Here is a 20106-nt window from a genome sequence, read left to right as displayed (position 1 = left end):
ACTATTTTACTATTTACTGGCTATGGCCACCTTTGTTTTACGAGCCTTTCCAGTGGGGTATATCCAGTCGGGTGGATACTTTTTAAAATTTAAATTTTAGAAAGCCCTATAAACACAGGGTTTTGCCAAAAAAGAAATCGAATAACACCGTGCAACGTGTTACCCTCTTGCTGTGTGTCCTGAGTTATCACGGGAGTATAATAGAACCTAAAAGTTCATTGAAATGATAACATAACTTTGATAATGATGATAGAATTTTATGAAGAAACAGAAACGAGCTAACCCCATTTTCAGATGGTAAGTTAGAAGTCTCACGGTACCGTTTCGTAAAATGTTGGCCTATCGAACAAGATGTTCAGGCGTATTGTTCAAACCGCCTTGTGGTGCTTGTTTTAAGAGAACAGGTACTGAGCGACAAGATCTGGTGAGAGTATGGGAGTTGAACGTAAGTGAACCTCTATGGACGTGTCGAAAGTGACCTTTACGGTGTCAAAATCGAGGAGAGAGCAGCTCCGAGAGATTAAGTATGGTGGATACCTGATTACTGACCATACGACACCCGGCATATAGGAGGCAAGAATCATACTCAGGCATTATCAAGGAACAGGAGAACCAATATCTAAATGAGAAGCAAAAATGGTAAAAATCCCGAAGCGGAAGAACCAGAAAGTAGCGACGTTAGGTATTGGGACGGATGAAGTCGTAGTAGCGAAAATACTCTAGAGAACAAGATTAATCATCTTGTGAGCAAAGGACTTCACTCAAGCATGTTCATTTATTGTATTACAACTTAAAGAAATTTAAGGATGATTTTTAATGAAGAACACAAGACGCAACCTATTAGCAGGTTGCAGGTAAATGAAGCTTTTAAGAGAATAAAAGCCAACAAAGGGAGTGCTGGAGTAGATGGATTATCCATTGAAACAGTAAGTAGTCAACCACGGAAATATCTGTACCCATTATGGAACAGGATGGCCAGTGGGAGTTACTTCCCTAAACCTGTTCGACAGGTACTAATCCCAAAAGGGAAAGGTAAAATGAGACCCTTGGGTATTCCCACTGTAGTTGATCGGGTTGCCCAACAAGTAATTGCATCGCAGTTAAACACAATAGTTGATCACACCTTTAGTCCAAGCAGTTTTGGGTATCGTCCCAGGAAATCTGCACATGATGCCTTGAGCCAATGTCGTATAAATTGTTTACGATATAGCTGGGCCATTGATTTGGACATAAAAGGATTTTATGACAATATTGATCATGAACTGCTACTGAAAGCTGTTCAGCACCATACACAGGAGAAGCATATTTTGCTTTACGTGAAAAGGTGGCTGGAGGCACCAGTGCAATTATCGGATGGAACGCTGCATAATCCAAATGGTAAAGGCACACCACAGGGCGGAGTAATCAGTCCTGTATTAGCTAATATCTTTATGGATATTGTATTCGACAAGTGGATCCAAAAGCGTTATCCTGATATCCAGTTTGAACGTTACGCTGATGACATTGTGGTTCATTGTTACCACTTGCCTCAAGCTAATCGACTTCTTGAAGAAATCGAAAGACGATTCAAAGAGTGTAAACTGGAAGTGAATCAGGAGAAGACAAGAATAGTTTACTGTCGCAGAAATCAGAAGAAAAGACCAAGGTTTAAAGTCAAGTTCCAGAAGTTCGATTTTCTGGGCCACACCTTTAAACCCAGAGTAGTCAAAATAAGGGGCATAATGAAACTAGGTTTCACCCCTGCCATCAGTCAGAAAAGCATCAACAGGATAAATGAAGAGCTCTTCAGGATGAACATTCATAAAATGGTACAGTTCACGTTGAACAAAATTGCATCTCTGTTGAGGCCTAAAATCAGAGGATGGATAAACTACTACGGTAAATTTCGACTGGGAGGCCTTAAGAAGCTATTTAGAACATTGCACATTCGCTTGACAAAATGGATACGTAATAAGTACCGTAGGTTTAAGCGAAAGCAGTGGGTCCTTGCGCTACGACATCTACAGAAAATATGCAGGCTCGAACCTTACCTGTTTGAACATTGGCAATATTCAGGGCTTAAACCTTAAAGTCTTGGCTGAGAGGAGCCGTATGAATTGAGAGATTCACGTACGGTTCTGTGAGAGGTTTAGGGGTGAAATTCCCCTTTACCTACTCGACATTCGATTTCGTCCCGCAGGCGGGACAAAATTTTTCATACATGTTGGTTTGCACCAACTGCTTTTTTGAAAAAAGGAATCAAGGAAAACCCTATTCCTTTTCGAAGCATTTTATTATTTAGCGAAAGTCAAAACCGAAGAATCTCTGTAATGGTATGAAACAGAAAATCAGTACTTTAAAATACTATTTCTGGGGTGTTTTTGAAAATGAAATTTTCGTTTGATTTGGTGTATTTTGATTTAATTTGAGGTAAAATTTAAAATTTGAATCAAATCAAGAATTTTGAAAACGCAGATTTTTGAATAAGGAGACTAAAAACCATTCAAAAATTTCCACTGTTATCTTTAAAAAACATATCCAGTTTTAGAATAGATAACCTAACCTTCATTGAATTCATTTTTAAATAGATTTACTTATTATATCTAGAGCATTTTCCTTTTTTTTGAATTTTAACCATAGACTCGATCAAAGCTTTTTCAGGTGTTGAACAGAGGCTACCGTTTCCTTATAGATTTACTTCCTATAGCGCCGTCACATTACCTTTTTTCGATGCATTTGCATTACAACATCCTGGCCTGGTAAAGCGTATAAAAAGAGTAGGCAAAGCCGAATCGGCTTTATGCCGCTGTACAGGAAAGGATGTTGTTATTTGCATCCTAAAAAGGGGAGGGGCGTAAGGATGATGTTGAATATAGCTCAGGAAACACCACCACTTTGTTGGGAAGGAAGAACTATGATCTGGACCTCAATCAAGCGGACTTCATCGAAAAACTTCGAGTGGAATGAAGCGATCCGATTTTTCATCGGATTAGCGTAATGGAAGTCGCAATTTCTTCGATGGTGTCCAAGACCTTTGTAGAGAAGCGCTTTTCCCGGAATGAAGCTTTTGCGAAATGCCGTGGAAATGGGCTGAACGGGTATGGAAATATATCACTGACCTTTACCTGACACCAATTTTTCAGAAAAATTAAATAAAATTAATGGCTTATCGAAACTATCAATATTATGCTCTTTAGGAATATTTTAGAACTATAAAACTACTAACTCTTAGCAGGAATATATTATGTTGCCCGTTTATGCTCTACTATATTTAAATTTTCAATTAAATTAATTGCTCCTTCAAAATCGAAATATCTTTCTTTTACGATTTCGGTCTTGTAATCCAAAGGCAAATAAATTCCCCATTTAGAAAAGGCTAATAAATTATCATTTTCCAAAAGCTTTTCCTTTAAATGTAAGTCTACATTATTGTAATTCTTTTTAATTTCCGAGATGACTTTGGAAAAGGAGTCTGCATGTATTTCTAAGGAGCTGTTGTTATCATTTAATATTACATCGGTCCCTGAAACTCCCAGAAGGAAAGATAGGCTCCTATTTATTTTGGTACCTGAAAATGTATAGAATACAAATTGGTTTTCTTTTTTAATCAGGGGGCGGTCCGTATCAAAATTTTGAATTAGAAATTTTTTAAATTCAAATCTAAGTTCGCTCAAAATATCTATGCATTCTTGATTTAACTCTTCATAATCGGCTTGTGATTTTAATATTTTCAACATCTCTTTTCTAACTTCTTGGTGTATTCCCCCAGCTCCTCCAGAAAAGGATGGCGCTTTGCCATCTTTCGCCGGTATAACTTCTATTATACCACCTTTAAAATCAATGTCCTTAATTTTCCAGATTTTCGCTGCTAAAAGCAGATTTTCATTGACCTTGATTTGAGGAGAGAAAGGAATTTGTCCAACTTTTCTTCCTGAATGGATTACCTTGAAATCTGGTTCAGTATTAAAAACACTGTAAAAATCTCGGGAATTGACAATTTTTTCACCCGCCAGTCCTAAAATAAGTTCACTTCGTATCTTCTCAAGATAATCTTCATCAATTGAATAATTAATGAGTTTTTCAATTTCATCCGTAGAAATACTTTCAAAAACTGGATTTGTAGAGAGCAGATTGGCCAGATTTTTAATCTCGATTCCTGAATATTGCTTTACGATAGATAATAATTGGTGTAATAAAATATCATAAGCCTTTAATGCAGTATGGATAGGTTCCAAAAAGTCCTTTTGGTATAAGCTCCAGCAAGCAAGGGATTGTAAAAGGCTCCATTTGTCAGTGGCATATAGGCATACCATACTTTTCTGCCCGTCTTTACGGCCACTCCGACCAATTCTTTGCACTAATGATGCTACAGAATGTGTAGAGTCAATTTGAATTATTTTCTCTACTGTTCCAATATCAATTCCTAATTCCAATGTTGAAGTCGCAGAAATACAAAAGTTGTTTCTTATATTGTTCTTAGCAAAAAATTCTACACTTTCTCGAATTTCTTTATCGACTGAAGAATGGTGAGAGAAGTAGTTTTTATGTCCATTGAGTCTATCTGATATTCTATGCAGTTTTACTGCAACCTCTTCGGTTCTACCACGACTATTTGGAAAGATCAAGGCTTTATTTTCTTTAGTTTCCAGGTATAGATCCTTCAATAAGTCTAGAGGTAACTCTTTTGAAGTGGATTCATAGAATTTAAATTTTGCTATAGTAGGTTTTTTCGTCCTGTCCAATAAAACCTTAGTATTTGGTGCATTACCCGTCAATTTTTTTGCGTGGATATAGTTATCATCCCCAATCGTAGCAGAGAGTCCAATAACACGTATGTTTTGACTGGCTTCTTTTTGAATTCTATAAAGTAATGACATCAGTTGGAGGCCACGGTCTACTCCTAAAAAAGAATGGATTTCATCAATAATTATAAATTTTAAGTTGCCGAATAGATTAGTGATGTTATACGGTGCATTTACAAACATTGCCTCAATTGACTCAGGAGTAATTAATACAATTCCATTAGGATTTTTTATCAATTTTTTCTTTAGAGACCTGTTAGCCTCTCCATGCCATTTGGTGACATTTATTTCTAGGTTTTTACATAAGTCTTCAACTCTATTGACTTGGTCATTAATAAGGGCTATGAGGGGAGAAATATATAATACCTGAACTCCCTTCTCATTAAAATTAGTGCTAGAAAGTATTGGAAGAAAAGCGGCTTCGGTTTTTCCTGAGGCTGTCTTAGATGCTAAAATATAATTAAGGTCAGTAGATGTAATTTTTTGTATTGCTGCTGCCTGAATAGGTCTAAGAGCTTCCCATCCCTGTGCTCTAATATATTTCCTTATAGGTTCTGACAATAACTTATACGCCATTATAACTCTTCTATTGAATCTATATACTCTTCCGGACGCTCATCAGAAACCTCAATTCGGGATATCAAGTCTTTTTTATCAGCTGAAGGATTTTGCCTTAAAATATTTAAAATATTTAAAAAGTCTCTTATAACTTCACGAGGGGTAAGAAATTCATCAGCACCGGGCTTATTAAAAACTTCTTCCATATAGAGTTTTATATCATCATCATTGATATTGATTTGGACATCATAATTTGAATCAAAAATCTCTTTTAAATTTTTAAGTAGAACAAATATTTCGCTATGATTTAATGGTTTTAGTTTAATTACTGGCTGGGAATAATCACGGAATTCATTTGTTTCAAATTTATTTGTTTCCAACCTTGTTTTTAATGCATCATAGCTAAATAAGCCTCTTCTTTCATTTTCTAAAAATTCTTTTGTTCCAGCGAAATTGATAAATAAGTTGGAAACCTTACCCTGAAAACAATCATTGAAAATTGATAATATTTTTTCATAATTTTTCGCTCGTGTAGGGGCTGTGGATATTTTGTATAGGTTGATGGCTTCATCAAGATTTATCATAAAACCACTATATCCTATACTTACAAACAATCGGCAGAAGTTTTTCAACATATCATAGTAATTCAAGTCATTGATTATCTCTCGAACTCCTAAATCTTTTCTAGCTTCGGTTTTCGTAGTGTATTCTCCTTTTAGCCACTTTAAGGCACTTCTTTTTATATAATCATCATCTTTGATATAACCTTCATAATATTTCAAAACTACCACTCCGAAATCAAAACCTCCAGTATCAGTAACTTCGTTTACAGTTAGCATGAGGCTTTGTTCAATATGTTGATGATATTTTTCATCACGAATTTCCAGGATTGAAACTCCATTTTTTTGAGCAGTTGAAGATATTTCCTGTTCTATCCATTTATCCAAAAGGGTAGATAAAGCACCACCTTCTGGTTTAGATTGGATAGCAACGTTGTCCATTATTGCTCTGTATAGGGCTAAGGCTTTACCATCGTTTGAATATAATCTATTGTCAGGGGTAAAATCAGCATTTGCTACTACGAATTTTTGTTTAATGGCAACGGTATTTAAAAGATGTAACATAAAAGATTTACCGGAACCAAAATCCCCAATCCAAAACTTACACATACTGTGACCATTTTTAACATCATCTAATGCAGAGGTGAAAGCTTCAATTTCTAATTTTCGGCCGACGGTTATGTGTTGGACTCCTATCCTCGGTACGACACCACCTGATAAGGAATTAATTATCGCCTTTGATTCTTTTGCTCGAATTTTTGCTGCCATTATTTATTGTTTTTTAATTAAATCTTTATAAAAAGATTCTTCCATTATGTAGTAATCTTCATCCTCTTCAATAAGAAATTCACCCTCTAAAATTTCAGAGCATATTTCATTAATATCGTCAATAAGCTGATTTTTTAATTGTCCTTTCTCAAGTGCCATCTCCTCAACTGTTTTTTGTTCAATTGAAAAAGAATTACTCGCTATCCTAGTTAACATCTCTTCGTGGAAGGGATTTAGATTTAAGTCTTCTAAAAATAGGGATGTATGTGAAGCAGTAACTTTTGTGAAGGACAATTCAACTTCTTCAGAATCATTTATTTTTTGAATCTCTTTTTCTTCGTCTTCTAAATAACCAGATAGAATACTTACTGTTTTATTATGCTTATTTTTGACATCCTCAATCTCTTTTTGATTGAGAACAATCCTCCTTCTTTTTGGTTTGTAAAAATCCTTTATTTCATTTAATGCATTGGTCAGGTTTCTATTATCAATTAAATTTTGAATTATTTTTTCAAAATTGATCAATTCTTCCTGGTTCCGAAATAAGGATTTTTGAACAGTCTTAGTTAATTTTTTATTATGAATTTTATCTGAGTTAAGGTCATAATTTATATATTTTACATAATACTCTAATGCTTTGGTTCTATCGAACTTAGCTATTGCCTTAGATGATTCAAAAAATATATTTTCTATGTTGGGATTTTTTTGGTTTGCAGTTTCCAAATCCCCGATTTTTTGGATAAAGTTATTTTTCTCTTTTGCAATCAAATAGGAGGATATTTCCTTAAATTCAATCTTCCATCTATTTACATTTTGTTCATTTAATTCAATTTGCGTGGGTAAATCTGGTGTTGCTATGGAATTATCTTTTTCATTTAAAATTTGATTAAAGGATTCTCCTAAATTTTCTTCAAATTGAATATTTAGCTTCTTTTCAGTAATTGAGAATTCTTCTGAAATTTTTCTTTTGTGATGGAATTTTTTCCTAACTACATTTTCGGTCCTCTTAAAAAAAGTAAGGAAGATTTCTTCTTGTACTCTTTCTTCCATAAAGTTAAAATCGTAAACATTTTTATAGGGAGAGGACTGCGTCTTTACTTGCTCTTTCAAAGCTGTAACTTCTGTATTTAGGTCTCTGCCTTCTATCTTTAACTTTTCATCCAGATTACCTAAAACTTTTAAATAAAGCTGAATAATTGCAATACAACAACCTTCAATTGAATTGAAGACATTTGAAGGATTATGAAATTTATTTAACCAGGTTTCCTGTTTTTCGGTTAACTGAAGCTTTTCTTTATATCTTCTACCAAGCCTATAAGAATAAGGATCGTAGTCTGAGAAACCTAATTCGTATCGCGAATAAGGATCTTGAAGCTTTTCAAGTTTCTTCTTGGAATACTCATCATTTCTTTCTTTTAATACATCAATGAGTGAATAAAGAGAATAACTTCTGGTTTTGGAACAGCATTCGCCTAGCAACTTGAACTGTTTTTCTAATGTAACAACATCACGATGATTCTCATAGTCTTGAAGTAAATCGAAATATAGAATGAAAGCATAGTTGGTATTTCCGTCAATATCTATTTTAATACCTTCCAAAATTTTATTTCGAAAATATTTATAGTATTTCTTTTGTGCCTCGCTAGCCAATAAGATATCCTTATAAGAATAGACATAAAATTGCCTCCAGTATGGAACATCATTAAAATCTTGACTTATATTATTTTTAGTAGCAGGTGTTTCCCCTTCAGTTTGCTGTTCTGGAATTTGGGTATCTATTGCTTCCTCGCTAATATCAATAATAGAGTCATCAAAAAAGCTGGAATCATCTTTATTTAGAATTTCCTGGGATTCATTTTCACTATATATAGGATTAGAATTTATGGAGTTGGGAGGATACCTAAAAGATGGGTAATTAGTGTCAGAATTTATAACCTTTTTAGATGATCTTTTATTTTGTGCCGAAGGCTCGGCACCTATATCCTCATTTGAAGACATGGAGGTGTTTTCAAAATTTTCTGATGCAAAATTTCTCTTCTTATTTATTGTTTCCTCTTTTAAACCTTCTTTCCTAAAATCAGAAATAATATTATTGTACATGAGCTGGAATTTTTCCTCATCCATAAAAGATAATTTGGCCATATCATAAAGACCAATTAGGAAAGGAATTAAAGTCCAGAAGAAAACTAAGCAAAATAAACCTTGCCAAAATTTACCGAGGTAGAATTTTTGTAGTCCCATAAACCCTGTGAACAGGGATAAAAGTACTGCAGCAGTCCTATTTCTCTTCCGCTTTCCTAAATAAAAAATCAGGAGGGATAATAGGCCTCCAATCGCTAACCATTGGATCCAAAATTTAGAAATATAATCTTCCTCTTCACGATCAACAGCGTCTATGGATGAAGAATTATTCACTTCCTCTGTGGGTATAGTTACTTTTTCGAAAAATCTCAAGGAGGAGTATCCTTCATTTCCATTAAATTTGATTTTTGCCCATGAGGTATTTGATTCTTCAATTAATTCAATTGTGTCTCCTATTTTTAAAACATCAAGAACTTGATATGAAGTGGAAGGACCATTCCTTAAATTGACATCAGAATTTGCTTTATAATGTTGAGATTCTGATTGAAATAAAAGAAGTGGGATTATTAAAAGGCTATATAAAAATTTAGGAATCATTGGGGTTTATGATAAAAGTTGCCAGATTGGAATGAGAGATACGAATCTGATTAATTATTTATTAAATTACGAAAGTCATCTTCAGACATTATCTTTAAATCCACCCCTTTCAAAAGAAGTTCTTCGGCTTTCCTGTGCTTTGAGCTTTTTTTATAACCATTTAATTTGAAATTGTCTTGTGAGCCAACTATTAAAATTGTTGTTTTTTTGGTTACTGAATTGGAGACATTACATCCCATCTCAGCCGCCATTTTTGCGGCTTCCGCTCTTGTTAGAAACAATGACCCAGTAAAAACCATATTTTCCCCAGATAAAGGTCCCTCAGGACTTCCCTCTAATTTAATTGAAACTGAATTATTCTTATAGGTAGTTACAGGTTTTCTAAGTCGCTCAATACAATCTCCGATTTTAAAATTATTGATCTCTAAAGCCTTTAGTATAACATTTCCTGTTGCTATTGAGTCTTCTAAGGCATTATGATGGTTAAATTTAATTCCCAGGTAATTAGATATATTTTTTAGGCCATATCCAGATGAGGAAAATTCCTTCCAAGTTCTTCTTACTAATTTCGCAGAATCGACCCAACAAGTATCGAGAAAGTCTAATTCATATTTTATAAACGCACGATTTAAAGCAATTTTATCAAAGGGCATATGGTGAAAAAGTATTTGATTTTCGACAAGGCCCTTAATTATGTGAGATATTTCAGGTAAGGTTGGAGCATCCTTAACCATATTTGGGTTTATACCATGTATGGAGATATTATGGGAATCAAAATAGTCTTCAGGGTTAATTAGTGATTCCCAGGTATTAATTAATTCGCCGTTGTTGAATTCGGCTATCCCAATTTGGCAAATACTAGAAAAATCTGGATTAGCGGTTTCGACGTCAATTACCAGAAATTTAGATTCAGTAGAATTTTCCATTAAATTAATTATTTAATAAAATAAATTGAATAATGGAATTGAAGAGGTAGGGTGGTTCAATCCACAACATAGATGTGGTCTAATTTAAGAAAAAAATTGAATAGATAATTTTTAACTCTAATTCTTTTGTTTCCAATCTAAACCTTATGGACTAAAGAGGGTTGAAGTCTTTTTATTAAATTATAATAAGAAAGCCCACGCCGTTGTATATGCAAAGCGCATTTAGTGAGTGTAGTTTTCAACCTCACCTTGTGGGTGTACAAGCCCCCTCAAAAATACTATCAATCCGTTATAAGTTCAATACCGGCTTTTTCGGCCTTGTATTTTATTTTTGTTATTAGTTCATAATAGCTCCAGTTCCTAAGTAAAAATTCTTCTTCTTTAGCGACACCTATCTTCTCTTCTTGATTTAATAAAATGAGTGTGCCAGCCTGGTGCTTAACGCAAAAATCAATTAATTTCCGGCTATACAAGTGCAGCCGAAATCATTAATAAGTTTACCCCCATTTTTCAAATATATAAGCTTTCAAAATTTCTCTTATTTCAAAAGAGAATATAAAAGCAAAACTGATTTAGAAAACGAGCAATAAGCCCTTCAAAAGCTTTAGTGCTCTACTTTCTGTTTATCACCTTCTTCATATGTCCAGGCTAATATGTTTCTGAGGCTTTTAATAATTCGACTTTTACCTTCATCTGTATTGATATCTATTTTGCACACGTTTCCTCCGACTCCAACTAACACTGCCTGACTGGAGCACTTTAGGAAGTGAGAACGTTCCTTTTTCAAGACGTTTATAATAAATAACAAAACCCCTGGATTCCCAGTGCAGGAGTTTGATATGAGTCGCCCTGTGATTGATGAATATAAAAACATCGCCACTGATGGGATCCTTGGCCATTTTAGCGGTGACCAGTCCCGATAGACCCAGAAAACCCTTTCTCATATCGCAGGGCTGATTAAAGAGATAGTACCGATTGGAGGAACTTAAACTAAACATGGGTTATAGGTTTACCAGAGCCGCTAATTGGTTCAAGACAATTCCGGAGATTTCCAGCTGTACTCCATTAGGATATTTCAGTCGATATTGAGCGTGGAAGGAATCCATTTTACCTAGGGTAATTTCCATAAATTAATCCGGAGCTTCCGATTTGCTGTTCTTCCATTTTTTGAACCAGTAATAAAAATTACTCCGAATGATCCCATGGTTGTGACAAAAATCTTTTTTACTTAAACCACTAACTTCCCATTCCTGAATTAACTCATACATATAGGCTTGCTTATCCATTTCTTTTTTGGAGGCAAGCTAGAATTTATCTTAAGTTTACACCAGATGCATTTAGCCAACCAGATACTTTAAAGAGTAGAGAAATTAAATTAATTTTAGTATGGAAAATTCTACTAAAGACTTTCAAGTTGAAATGCTTGAACAAAGGTTAGAGATGGCCGAATGGAAACCAACTTCTGAAGCTGCCTGCACTAGTGGAGATTGTAGAGGTACAGTTGGCCTAAAAGTGACACTTTAGATTTTTTGTTTAATTATAACCACTAGATTTAAATCTAGTGGTTTATTCATTTATAGATGAAAAAGATTTTATTAATTACTCTTATAATTAACTCCTTGATGGTGCATGCACAAGAAATCATGGTTGTAGATTCAATCAGTATGGCGCCAATACCGTTTGTAAATATTAGCTATCATAATAATAGAGGGGCTATTACTAATGATGACGGAAATTTCATTTTAAATAAAGATGAAATTTATGTTCAGCTATCCCACTTAAATTACAAAATAAAAAAAATCCATAGTACCGACATTAAGGATACTATCTACTTAAATCCTTTGGTCAATGAGCTAGATGAGGTTGTACTTGAAACTTTTAGTACTAAGGATTCCATAGAAAAGGCTATAAGCAATATAAAATTGAATTATGTCAATGAACCAATTAATCAAGAAGGAATATTCAGATATTCTTTGAAAGAAAATAATAAGGGCGTAGAGATGATAGAATCAATATTTACTTCTTATAGGCCTAATTTATCTAAACCTTATACTTGCCGGATAAACAAAATCAAAAGAACTGAACCATTTGAACATGTTGACTTTTATGGAGGTCTGATAGACGTTTTGAATAAAGTAGATATTGTTCGGAGACAGGGCGGAATATTTGAAGATTTAGAGGACTTTGACTTTAGATTTTCCGGAACTATTATTAGAGAAGGAGAAAGTTTTTATAAAATCAATTTTTCGGGCGAGCAAGATAATTTTACTAGAAAAGGTTATTTGTATTTGAACTCAAAGGATTTAGCAATATTAGAAATATATCAAGAATCCAAGCCGAAAAATGATATCGAATTAAATAAAAATCAACCAGTTAGAATTAATTCGACAGGCTCTTTAATTAAATATATGCCATTAGATAATGGTAATTATGTTTTATCGTTTGCCAGAGTAATTAATGATATTGATGGATATTTTGAAGATAAGTCTATCTACAATTATGTTTTAGAAAACAAATTAGCTCTTACTCATTCAAAATTAGGTCAGAATACTACCAAGATCAAAAATAATTATAATGAGAAGGATGCATTTAATAAAATAACGGGAAAATTTGAGAAAAAGCGAGAGTGGACTAATATTGATATTTTACCTATGACGAATGATGAATTGCAAATTCTCAACGAAATTTACCAGTAATTAATTAGTATTCTTCCATTAATTAAAAATGATAAATAGGGATGGTCACTTACGAAAATTCAATGAAAATTCTTGGTAATTCCCTTGAATTTCAAAGCATATAACTAATTAATGAATATTTGAATATTCAGGGCCTTAATAGGAGTATGATCGAAAGAATATTAGATCCAATATTTATTAAGTATAATCCAAAATACTATTTGTATTACCCTATGATGTTTGTTGATGATGATTTAAAACAAAAGTCATTAAAAATAAAATACTTGACAATTGCGAGTTTCTTATATTATCGTGCAACGATTGAAATTGATAATTTTCTTGACGAAAAAGATGGGGGTAAATAATCTAACAATTAATTAAAATAATGGTTGTGAAGGAAGAGGAGCGCTCATTAAGTCATAATTAGGCATTAATTCCTTTAATCTGTCGGCTGGTTTATTTTTAAAATCTTGATAATCAAAGAGATTTTTCTTTTTTAAATTAAAATTTGAAATGGTAAAATTACCATCCTTGATACTTTTTAGTGAGTAGTTAAACAGATTGAATAATTCCAGATCTATCGGTTTGTTGAAATTTTGATCGTTAGGATTTTCTAAATAGACTATATATCTTAAACTGGGAAGAATATTTGAATCATTTTTGCCACTCACAATCGAATCTGATTGGGAGAATGACTGATGTACTATACCTAAAAAAGCCAGTGCAAATATAAGTAAGGGTTTCATAGAATAATTTATATATTAAATATAGTAAAATTTATACTTTTAGGAGTTAACCAATACGCCACCATTATATTCCTTTTAAACTTTTTAAAATAGAAAAATTAGCCAGCTTAGATAAAATCAATAATTGTCTGCATTTTTAAATAAAGCCTTTGATTTTATGAAATATAATTTTTAAGACAATTATGTAAAAAATAATTGGTATGAAAAATTGATTCAGACTCTGAACTGTAAAAGCAATATTTCCATGGAAAATATTTTGGGAATAAATAATAAAATTTGAAGGAAATTCTATTATACTATAAGATTCTTCAATTAAGAAATAAAATAAAACGGCCAAAATTGCCAAATTACTAACTAACCCGTATGTTAATAGAAAATAATCCTTCAGCGATAAAAGGTCTCAATTTTTTAGATATGACATTCTTGTACGTATCCAGTAAAACATTATCTGATTTTTTTTTAAGTTTGGAATTCCTATTGCATCTGATAAAATCCAATAACCATCATACCTTAAAATGGGATTCAAGTTTATAAAAGAACTTAAAGTTAAGAAACATCCCAATAACAAAAATTGCTCGATAGAAAATATGAAATATAATAAAATCAGAGAAGCTGCTATTATTATATGGAAATAAATCCCTCCAAGTTTATATTTATTCTATTATAAATACTCAGTTTGCAGATTTTTGAGACGTCCATAAACAAACTGGCGTAAAAGATAAAAACCGAAGCCAATACTTCCACTTTCAACTCCAAAGTTAGCAGTCTGTTGAATGTCCAAACTCGTAAAATACTAAAAAGAAAACAGCAAATAGCATATAAAATAGAGTCTCATATATATAACTCTTGATACTCTTGGTATTTATTGAATAATTTGTGAGAAAAGTAAATGTCAACAGGATAAAAGATAGAATAAAAATAGGATAGAATATCTTTATTGTGAAATGCGGACTTAAAATTTTGAAAAATTTTATTGTGTGAGCCAGGGTTCTTCACAGCGAGTAAGAATCTTACAGGAGAGGCTTTTTACCTTTGAAATTCGATAAGCACTCCATCTGATGTTTGTCCAGTATCAATCTGTAGTAGGTTACTTTGTAGTTTGATACTTCCAATTTTTTCCTCTTGAACATACAGGATCTGAGATTCTCCGTTGTCTAAAACTTCATAACTGTACGTTCCACTATCCAAGCTTCTTGATAGCCGTTGTTCTATATTATTATCAACAACTAACTCGTTTCTTTCTTCACTGAAGGTCCATACTACTTCTCCGGGAGAGAATTCCTCACTTCCTGGTATTTGTCCGTATAACGCACTCAAGTTCCAGGAACCGTTAAGTAAATCAACTTCTTTTATTTAGTCGTCAGTACTACAACTAAATGAGATAAATAAGGTTACTAGAATAATTAACCTGTTAATTTTTGTTTTCATAAGGGTTAATTTTCAAGATTTTGGTCTAACGGTTCAATATCAGCTATGTAATTCAATTCTGCCCATTCTGTAAGCTTCCCCTAATTAGAACTGCTTGATTGTCCAAAAATATCATTTTTCATTCTCCTGGCGGTACCGCCAGGAGAATGACTTTTCGCGTATGCTACGGGCGCCATTTTTCCCAATGCATTATGTGGTCTTACGTTGTTGTAATCTTCCATCCAGGTCTCGGTTTGTTCCCTTACCTGATTGAGATTTTCAAAGAGGTACTTATTGAGAACGCCCCTTCGATATGTTCCATTAAACCGTTCTATAAAAGCATTCTGAGTTGGTTTTCCGGGTTGAATATACTGAAAGTCGATCTCTTGCATCTGGCTCCATTCGGAAGCTATTTTGGCAACAAATTCAGGACCATTATCCATTCTTATTTTTTGAGGTTTTCCTCTGCGATTAATCAAATGGTTCACTACCCAGACGACACGTTTACTGGGTAGTGAAAAATCAATTTCTATATGCAATGCTTCTTGGTTGTAATCATCGATTACGGTTAAGCCACGGAAGCGCCTTTTATTTTCTAGAACATCGGTCACAAAATCAATACTCCAGCTTCGATTAGGTGCCATAGGAGCCTCCAGGGGTTCTTTGACCCTGGCAGGTAAACGCTTTTTCACTTTTCGTCTCAAACTTAAACCAAGCTTTTTATAGACCCGGTACACCCGTTTATGGTTCCAGGGCTTGCCTTCACTCCTTAGACGATCGTAAGCCATCCAGAAGCCTTCTTCGCTATGTTCTTTAGCTTTTTGTTGTAAGGCCGCTTCGATAGCAGTATCGTCCTTTGGAATTGGCCTGTAATAAAAAACGCTTTTGCTCATATTTAAAACACGGCACGCCCTGCTAATACCGTAACGTGTAAGTTCTTTGGCAATGGTTCTTTTACGGCAGGGCTTTAAAGCTTTTTTTCAATGATTTCTTTGGCCATTTGATGATCTAGGGATAGATCGGTATACATCTGCTTCAGCCTTCGATTTTCCTCCTCAAGGTCCTTCAGGCGCTTAAGCTCTTTGCCATTCATCCCGCCATAGCGTTCCCGCCATTTGTAGAATGCAGCTGTACTAATACCGTATTCACGGCTGATCTCTGCGGCCGTTTTTCCGTTATCAAATTCCTTTAAAATCTTTGCGATTTGCTGTGGTGAATATCTACTCTTTTTCATAATTACTGTTTAAAGTTATAAAATATATTATACTTTTAAACAGTTCGTTTTTAAGGGAAGCTTACAACGCATATTCTCAAGATTTATTTTATAATTGTTACGAGAAATTGGTTTATCTGATGTTGAAAACAGCGTTTGCCTACTCATTTTGCCAGCAAGATCTTCTAATTTAATTATTTCACTGAAATACTGATTCTCTGCAACATAAAAATACAAGTCTAACTCGTGTTGCTGCGTTCTTATTTCATCAAAATTTCTTACTTCAAAACGCGTTTGCAAAAAACTGAAATTCCCGGTATAACTGGCGCTCAACCAGTCGGTCACTTCTGATTCTAAATCGACATTAAAGCCTAAATTTTCGTTTTCCACATCAGCCAGGTTCCCGTTTAGCAATTGTTCCCGGTTGGAAATCGCGTAAATGCTTCCCAAACTAAGCGTGGTATTTAGTTTACTAAAATATTTACTGCCCTTTACATTCAGCCGGTGGGAATTAGCATAATTTTCCTCTTTTACAGCTTCAAAAATCGTAGCTGCGTTTTGGCCAATTTGATTGCTGTAATAAATTGCGTTTTGTTCTACCAAAGGAATAAGAGAAATTCACAAAAAGCGATTTCAACGGATTCCTAAACCGAAGCTGCCAGTGAAATCCATCTGCCCAAACTTGTTCAAAAGTCCATCTACACAATATTTGTTTTAGAGTAAAGTCGGTCTGATTAAGGTCCAGATGAGTATGTGATATTTAATTTTTAGTTTTCTCTGTTTTTTGTTTTTTAGAATATCCAAAAAACCACATAGATGCTCCAATAGCAGCAAAATAGCTGCCAAATCTCGTTATGTAACTTAGAGTTTCGATTTCCATAACCTCACATATTAAACAAATAACAGCAACTACTGTAGATCCAATTCCTATTTTTTCCATATTGCTTAGATTCATATTTCGTGGTTTTTATTAGTAATATATTTTTCTAATTATTTCTTGAGCTATTTATTACAACGTCCCGTATAAATACAAGTCTAAAGGAGCTGGCACGACCGTGATTGTCGGCAGGACAATCCGCAAGCGAGAAGGAAGTTTCGATTTGAGACTGATTTAAGCATTGTTTTTATATCTTGTGTGTGCCCAGCATGGGCATCTTTTCTTTTACCGAAAGGTAAAAGATTAATCTAAAGGGTGCAAGTCCCTTATGGGCAGGGGTGACGCCTTGAACCATTAGTAAGCCGCAAGGTTGCCAACTGCGAAGTTGGGACTGAAGGAAGCGGGACTACAAACCCTGGTGCTGACGAACAGGAACCGGATATGAGGCTACAAGGTTGGATGAGCAAGCACATCATTGTGATGTCCTAAACATTTCTTTCGAAATGAATACCGAAGTAGTAGATCCGGCAGGAATCAGGGGAAAGAAGATGTTCTTACCTGGGGAGATCTCCATAGCCACGGGATGGCTTGATGGAGAAGTCAGCCGAAGTCATAGTAGCCGGTCACCTGATAAGCCGGTGAAGGACTGAACGATAATGGTCTTTAATGAACCTTGGAGTTATTTTATGTTACGGATAGCCTTCCGGTAGAATAATAGCCTTCGATCAAGCGAGACAACAAATTTGTTTTAGTATTAATGATTAAAGAATTAACAAGTAAAAAGAACCTAAACCAAGCCTTCCGTCAGGTGTATCGCAACAAAGGAGCAGCAGGTATAGATAACGTCCAAATAACAGGACTCCAATCTATTCTAAAAGCTCACGGTAAACAATACGCCCGGCAGATAGAACGAGGGGAATATCAGGTGGCTCCAATACTGGGAGTTGAAATACCAAAAAGCAACGGGAAGAAACGTTTACTCGGTATTCCCACGGTTGTCGACAGGGTATTTCAGCAAGCATTACATCAGGTTTTGCAACCAGTATTTGAGCCAGCCTTTCAAAATTATAGTTATGGATTCAGACCAAACCGCAATGCCCATCAAGCCGTTGCACAGAGCCTTGAAAATATCAATTCTGGCTACCAAAACATCGTCGATATTGATTTAAAGAGCTTCTTTGATGAAGTGGCCCACGATGTACTGTTAGACTTGATATTCAAAAAGGTAAAATGCCGGGCTACTTTAAAGTTATTGCGGTCATTTTTAAGAGCTCCGATACAAATTAACGACAAGTTGCATAAACGCAGGAAAGGAGTCCCGCAAGGTTCTCCCTTAAGTCCTTTGCTCTCCAATATTCTGCTCAATGAGCTGGATAAAGAACTGGAAAAGCGAGGACACCGCTATGTAAGATATGCCGATGATTTTAGTATTTACGTTCGAAGTAAACCCGCTGCGAAACGCGTAGGTAATAGTATCTACAAATTTCTCCGGGACAAACTCCGGCTTCCAATCAATAGGGAGAAAAGTGGCATACGTAAACCTTTAACCTTTAAGGTATTGGGATTTGGTTTTGTACCAACCTACAAGAAAGGAGAAAAGGCCAAATACCAGCTTGTGGCAGAAGCGTCAAAATGGGAAATATTTAAGTCAAAACTTAAATATATTACCAAAAAGACAATTCCTGCAAGCTTTGAAGAACGTATCCACAGCATCAACTTATTGTTAAGGGGCTGGATCAATTACTTTAAACCGGCATCCATTCAGGGAAAGCTTAAGAAGCTGGAAGAATGGCTAAGGAATCGTTTACGGTATTGCATCTGGCATCACTGGAAAAAGCCCGAACGAAAACGGAAAAACCTTATTCGATTGGGTATTAATCCAGATCAAGCCTATGCCTGGAGTCGCACCCGAATGGGCGGCTGGGCTGTAGCCCAGAGTCCTATCTTGCGTACCACTATTACCATAAAACGCTTAAAAATGAAAGGTTATGTTGGTTTAATCGAATACTATAATCGATAAGTTTCATTATCGAACCGCCGTATACGAGACCCGTACGTATGGTGGTGTGAGAGGCGCACTCCGTCAATTAACGGCGGAGCCGTCTACTCGATTACCCAACGTACTTAGTTTTGGATTTTGTATGTTCCTCTACTAAAAATCCAATTATTACTGTCCAGAATAAAACTTGATTTAAAGTTTTGAACACCGAAGAATATAAATCGTATAAACTTAAAAATCCATTAATTAGAAATACAGTCAGAAAGGTTATTTTCAAATAGTCTATCTTATTTTTCTCGTTCTTTTTTAAAAAATACTTGAAATACATAAGATATAAGCCGCTAATCAAAATTAATGGAATTATTTCTACAATATTTATCTGGAAATGGTAGACATTAAATTCTATCAACAAGTTTATTACTAGGGAAATCAGGAATACAATTCCAACGACTTTAAGTATTAGGTCAAACTTTTCATTAATGAACTTGCTAACCGTCAAAAGGAACAATACACTTATTGTGAGGGTTAACTTGTAAATTGTTTCAATTATTCCATTGAATTCATCGGATAGCGAAAATGATTCTGAAATTATAAAACCAATAATACAAATAGCGATTCCAATTGTAGTTCCGTATTTTAAAATTTTGTTTATCATTTTATAAGGTTTAAGTCGGTCGGTATGTTGGGTAACGTCTCGTATAAAAACTGTGCGAGCTGGCGAGCATGATTGTCCGCAGGACAATCTGCTATGCAAGCGAGCAGTTAATTTCGGTTCAAGACTAAATTAAGCATTGTTTTTATATTTTGTGTGTGCCCAGCATGGGCATCTTTTCTTTCACCGAAAGGTAAAAGATTAATCTAAAGGGTGCAAGTCCCTTATGGGCGGGGGTGACGCCTTGAACCATTAGTAAGCCGCA

At 34.6% G+C, this 20106-nt stretch carries 17 protein-coding genes and 1 pseudogene; 5 read left to right on the top strand and 13 right to left on the bottom strand.

Features of this window, described 5'->3' with window-relative positions:
• Window positions 1-806: 806 nt before the first annotated feature.
• Window positions 807-2069 (top strand): group II intron reverse transcriptase/maturase, encoded by a 1263-nt coding sequence (gene ltrA, locus FG27_RS03730; protein ID WP_037315690.1) that lies wholly within the window; start codon window positions 807-809, stop codon window positions 2067-2069.
• A 1152-nt stretch (window positions 2070-3221) separates the two neighbouring features.
• On the opposite strand, the gene FG27_RS03725 is transcribed toward ltrA (FG27_RS03730), so the two are convergent.
• The 8 genes and pseudogenes from FG27_RS03725 to FG27_RS19110 all read right to left on the bottom strand — a co-directional run bounded on the left by FG27_RS03725 (window position 3222) and on the right by FG27_RS19110 (window position 11558).
• A complete protein-coding gene (locus tag FG27_RS03725) occupies window positions 3222-5357 on the bottom strand; it encodes a DEAD/DEAH box helicase (protein ID WP_037315687.1) in 2136 nt (711 codons plus the stop codon).
• Window positions 5357-6667 (bottom strand): ATP-binding protein, encoded by a 1311-nt coding sequence (locus FG27_RS03720; RefSeq protein WP_037315684.1) that lies wholly within the window; start codon window positions 6665-6667, stop codon window positions 5357-5359. The genes FG27_RS03725 and FG27_RS03720 overlap by 1 nt, the downstream gene beginning before the upstream one ends.
• A 3-nt stretch (window positions 6668-6670) precedes the next feature.
• The gene (locus FG27_RS18600; protein ID WP_051935744.1) at window positions 6671-9346 is read right to left on the bottom strand and encodes a tellurite resistance TerB C-terminal domain-containing protein; all 2676 of its coding nucleotides are present in this window, start codon (window positions 9344-9346) and stop codon (window positions 6671-6673) included.
• A 50-nt stretch (window positions 9347-9396) separates the two neighbouring features.
• A complete protein-coding gene (locus FG27_RS03710; RefSeq protein ID WP_037315682.1) occupies window positions 9397-10272 on the bottom strand; it encodes an exonuclease domain-containing protein in 876 nt (291 codons plus the stop codon).
• 281 nt (window positions 10273-10553) lie between these two features.
• Window positions 10554-10754: pseudogene (locus tag FG27_RS19330) on the bottom strand (hypothetical protein); the annotation flags it as partial.
• Window positions 10755-10961: 207 nt separating this feature from the next.
• On the bottom strand, window positions 10962-11216 hold the full coding sequence (gene tnpB, locus FG27_RS19580) for an IS66 family insertion sequence element accessory protein TnpB (RefSeq protein ID WP_369794135.1): 255 nt from the start codon (window positions 11214-11216) through the stop codon (window positions 10962-10964).
• Between the two features lie 57 nt (window positions 11217-11273).
• Window positions 11274-11399 carry a hypothetical protein gene (locus FG27_RS19510; protein WP_255351512.1) on the bottom strand — a complete coding sequence of 42 codons (126 nt, stop codon included), beginning with the start codon at window positions 11397-11399 and terminating at the stop codon, window positions 11274-11276.
• Between the two features lie 3 nt (window positions 11400-11402).
• Window positions 11403-11558, bottom strand: coding sequence for a hypothetical protein (locus FG27_RS19110; protein ID WP_156101198.1), 156 nt, complete (start codon window positions 11556-11558; stop codon window positions 11403-11405).
• A 100-nt stretch (window positions 11559-11658) separates the two neighbouring features.
• Between FG27_RS19110 and FG27_RS19105 the strand changes: the two genes are divergently transcribed.
• The 3 genes from FG27_RS19105 to FG27_RS03690 all read left to right on the top strand — a co-directional run bounded on the left by FG27_RS19105 (window position 11659) and on the right by FG27_RS03690 (window position 13312).
• Window positions 11659-11796 carry a hypothetical protein gene (locus FG27_RS19105; RefSeq protein WP_156101197.1) on the top strand — a complete coding sequence of 46 codons (138 nt, stop codon included), beginning with the start codon at window positions 11659-11661 and terminating at the stop codon, window positions 11794-11796.
• Window positions 11797-11852: 56 nt separating this feature from the next.
• A complete protein-coding gene (locus FG27_RS03695; RefSeq protein WP_037315676.1) occupies window positions 11853-12968 on the top strand; it encodes a hypothetical protein in 1116 nt (371 codons plus the stop codon).
• Window positions 12969-13114: 146 nt separating this feature from the next.
• Entirely contained in the window at window positions 13115-13312 is a 198-nt protein-coding gene (locus tag FG27_RS03690; protein ID WP_037315673.1) for a hypothetical protein, read from the top strand.
• Between the two features lie 12 nt (window positions 13313-13324).
• Here the strand turns inward: FG27_RS03690 and FG27_RS03685 are convergent, their stop codons facing one another.
• The 4 genes from FG27_RS03685 to FG27_RS03655 form a co-directional block, all read right to left on the bottom strand.
• Window positions 13325-13693 (bottom strand): hypothetical protein, encoded by a 369-nt coding sequence (locus FG27_RS03685; RefSeq protein ID WP_037315670.1) that lies wholly within the window; start codon window positions 13691-13693, stop codon window positions 13325-13327.
• 1508 nt (window positions 13694-15201) lie between these two features.
• A protein-coding gene (locus FG27_RS03670; protein WP_156101196.1) for an IS3 family transposase occupies window positions 15202-16334 on the bottom strand; the annotation gives its coding sequence in 2 pieces (ribosomal slippage) (window positions 15202-16073 and window positions 16073-16334; 1134 coding nt in all).
• Window positions 16335-16361: 27 nt separating this feature from the next.
• On the bottom strand, window positions 16362-16916 hold the full coding sequence (locus tag FG27_RS03660; protein WP_037315655.1) for a hypothetical protein: 555 nt from the start codon (window positions 16914-16916) through the stop codon (window positions 16362-16364).
• A gap of 157 nt (window positions 16917-17073) precedes the next feature.
• On the bottom strand, window positions 17074-17253 hold the full coding sequence (locus FG27_RS03655; RefSeq protein ID WP_156101195.1) for a hypothetical protein: 180 nt from the start codon (window positions 17251-17253) through the stop codon (window positions 17074-17076).
• 694 nt (window positions 17254-17947) lie between these two features.
• Between FG27_RS03655 and ltrA (FG27_RS03650) the strand changes: the two genes are divergently transcribed.
• A complete protein-coding gene (ltrA, locus tag FG27_RS03650; protein ID WP_037314197.1) occupies window positions 17948-19210 on the top strand; it encodes a group II intron reverse transcriptase/maturase in 1263 nt (420 codons plus the stop codon).
• Window positions 19211-19301: 91 nt separating this feature from the next.
• Here the strand turns inward: ltrA (FG27_RS03650) and FG27_RS03645 are convergent, their stop codons facing one another.
• On the bottom strand, window positions 19302-19844 hold the full coding sequence (locus FG27_RS03645; RefSeq protein ID WP_037315650.1) for a hypothetical protein: 543 nt from the start codon (window positions 19842-19844) through the stop codon (window positions 19302-19304).
• Between the last annotated feature and the right edge of the window lie 262 nt (window positions 19845-20106).

The sequence above is a fragment of the Salegentibacter sp. Hel_I_6 genome, assembly GCF_000745315.1.
In the GTDB taxonomy this organism is placed as follows: domain Bacteria; phylum Bacteroidota; class Bacteroidia; order Flavobacteriales; family Flavobacteriaceae; genus Salegentibacter.
The sequence above is the reverse complement of the archived record's forward strand: the minus strand, read 5'-3'. Positions and strand labels throughout refer to the sequence as shown.

Excerpts from the sequence above, each read along its gene's own strand:
- tnpB (WP_369794135.1), bottom strand. The coding sequence starts at position 11,216 with ATGAGAAAGGGTTTTCTGGGTCTATCGGGACTGGTCACCGCTAAAATG.
- FG27_RS03655 (WP_156101195.1), bottom strand. The coding sequence starts at position 17,253 with ATGGAAAAAATAGGAATTGGATCTACAGTAGTTGCTGTTATTTGTTTA.
- FG27_RS19110 (WP_156101198.1), bottom strand. The coding sequence starts at position 11,558 with ATGGATAAGCAAGCCTATATGTATGAGTTAATTCAGGAATGGGAAGTT.
- FG27_RS03710 (WP_037315682.1), bottom strand. The coding sequence starts at position 10,272 with ATGGAAAATTCTACTGAATCTAAATTTCTGGTAATTGACGTCGAAACC.
- FG27_RS03725 (WP_037315687.1), bottom strand. The coding sequence starts at position 5,357 with ATGGCGTATAAGTTATTGTCAGAACCTATAAGGAAATATATTAGAGCA.
- FG27_RS03690 (WP_037315673.1), top strand. The coding sequence starts at position 13,115 with ATGATCGAAAGAATATTAGATCCAATATTTATTAAGTATAATCCAAAA.
- FG27_RS03685 (WP_037315670.1), bottom strand. The coding sequence starts at position 13,693 with ATGAAACCCTTACTTATATTTGCACTGGCTTTTTTAGGTATAGTACAT.
- FG27_RS03645 (WP_037315650.1), bottom strand. The coding sequence starts at position 19,844 with ATGATAAACAAAATTTTAAAATACGGAACTACAATTGGAATCGCTATT.
- FG27_RS19105 (WP_156101197.1), top strand. The coding sequence starts at position 11,659 with ATGGAAAATTCTACTAAAGACTTTCAAGTTGAAATGCTTGAACAAAGG.
- FG27_RS03720 (WP_037315684.1), bottom strand. The coding sequence starts at position 6,667 with ATGGCAGCAAAAATTCGAGCAAAAGAATCAAAGGCGATAATTAATTCC.
- FG27_RS18600 (WP_051935744.1), bottom strand. The coding sequence starts at position 9,346 with ATGATTCCTAAATTTTTATATAGCCTTTTAATAATCCCACTTCTTTTA.
- ltrA (WP_037314197.1), top strand. The coding sequence starts at position 17,948 with ATGATTAAAGAATTAACAAGTAAAAAGAACCTAAACCAAGCCTTCCGT.
- FG27_RS03695 (WP_037315676.1), top strand. The coding sequence starts at position 11,853 with ATGAAAAAGATTTTATTAATTACTCTTATAATTAACTCCTTGATGGTG.
- ltrA (WP_037315690.1), top strand. The coding sequence starts at position 807 with ATGATTTTTAATGAAGAACACAAGACGCAACCTATTAGCAGGTTGCAG.
- FG27_RS19510 (WP_255351512.1), bottom strand. The coding sequence starts at position 11,399 with ATGGAAATTACCCTAGGTAAAATGGATTCCTTCCACGCTCAATATCGA.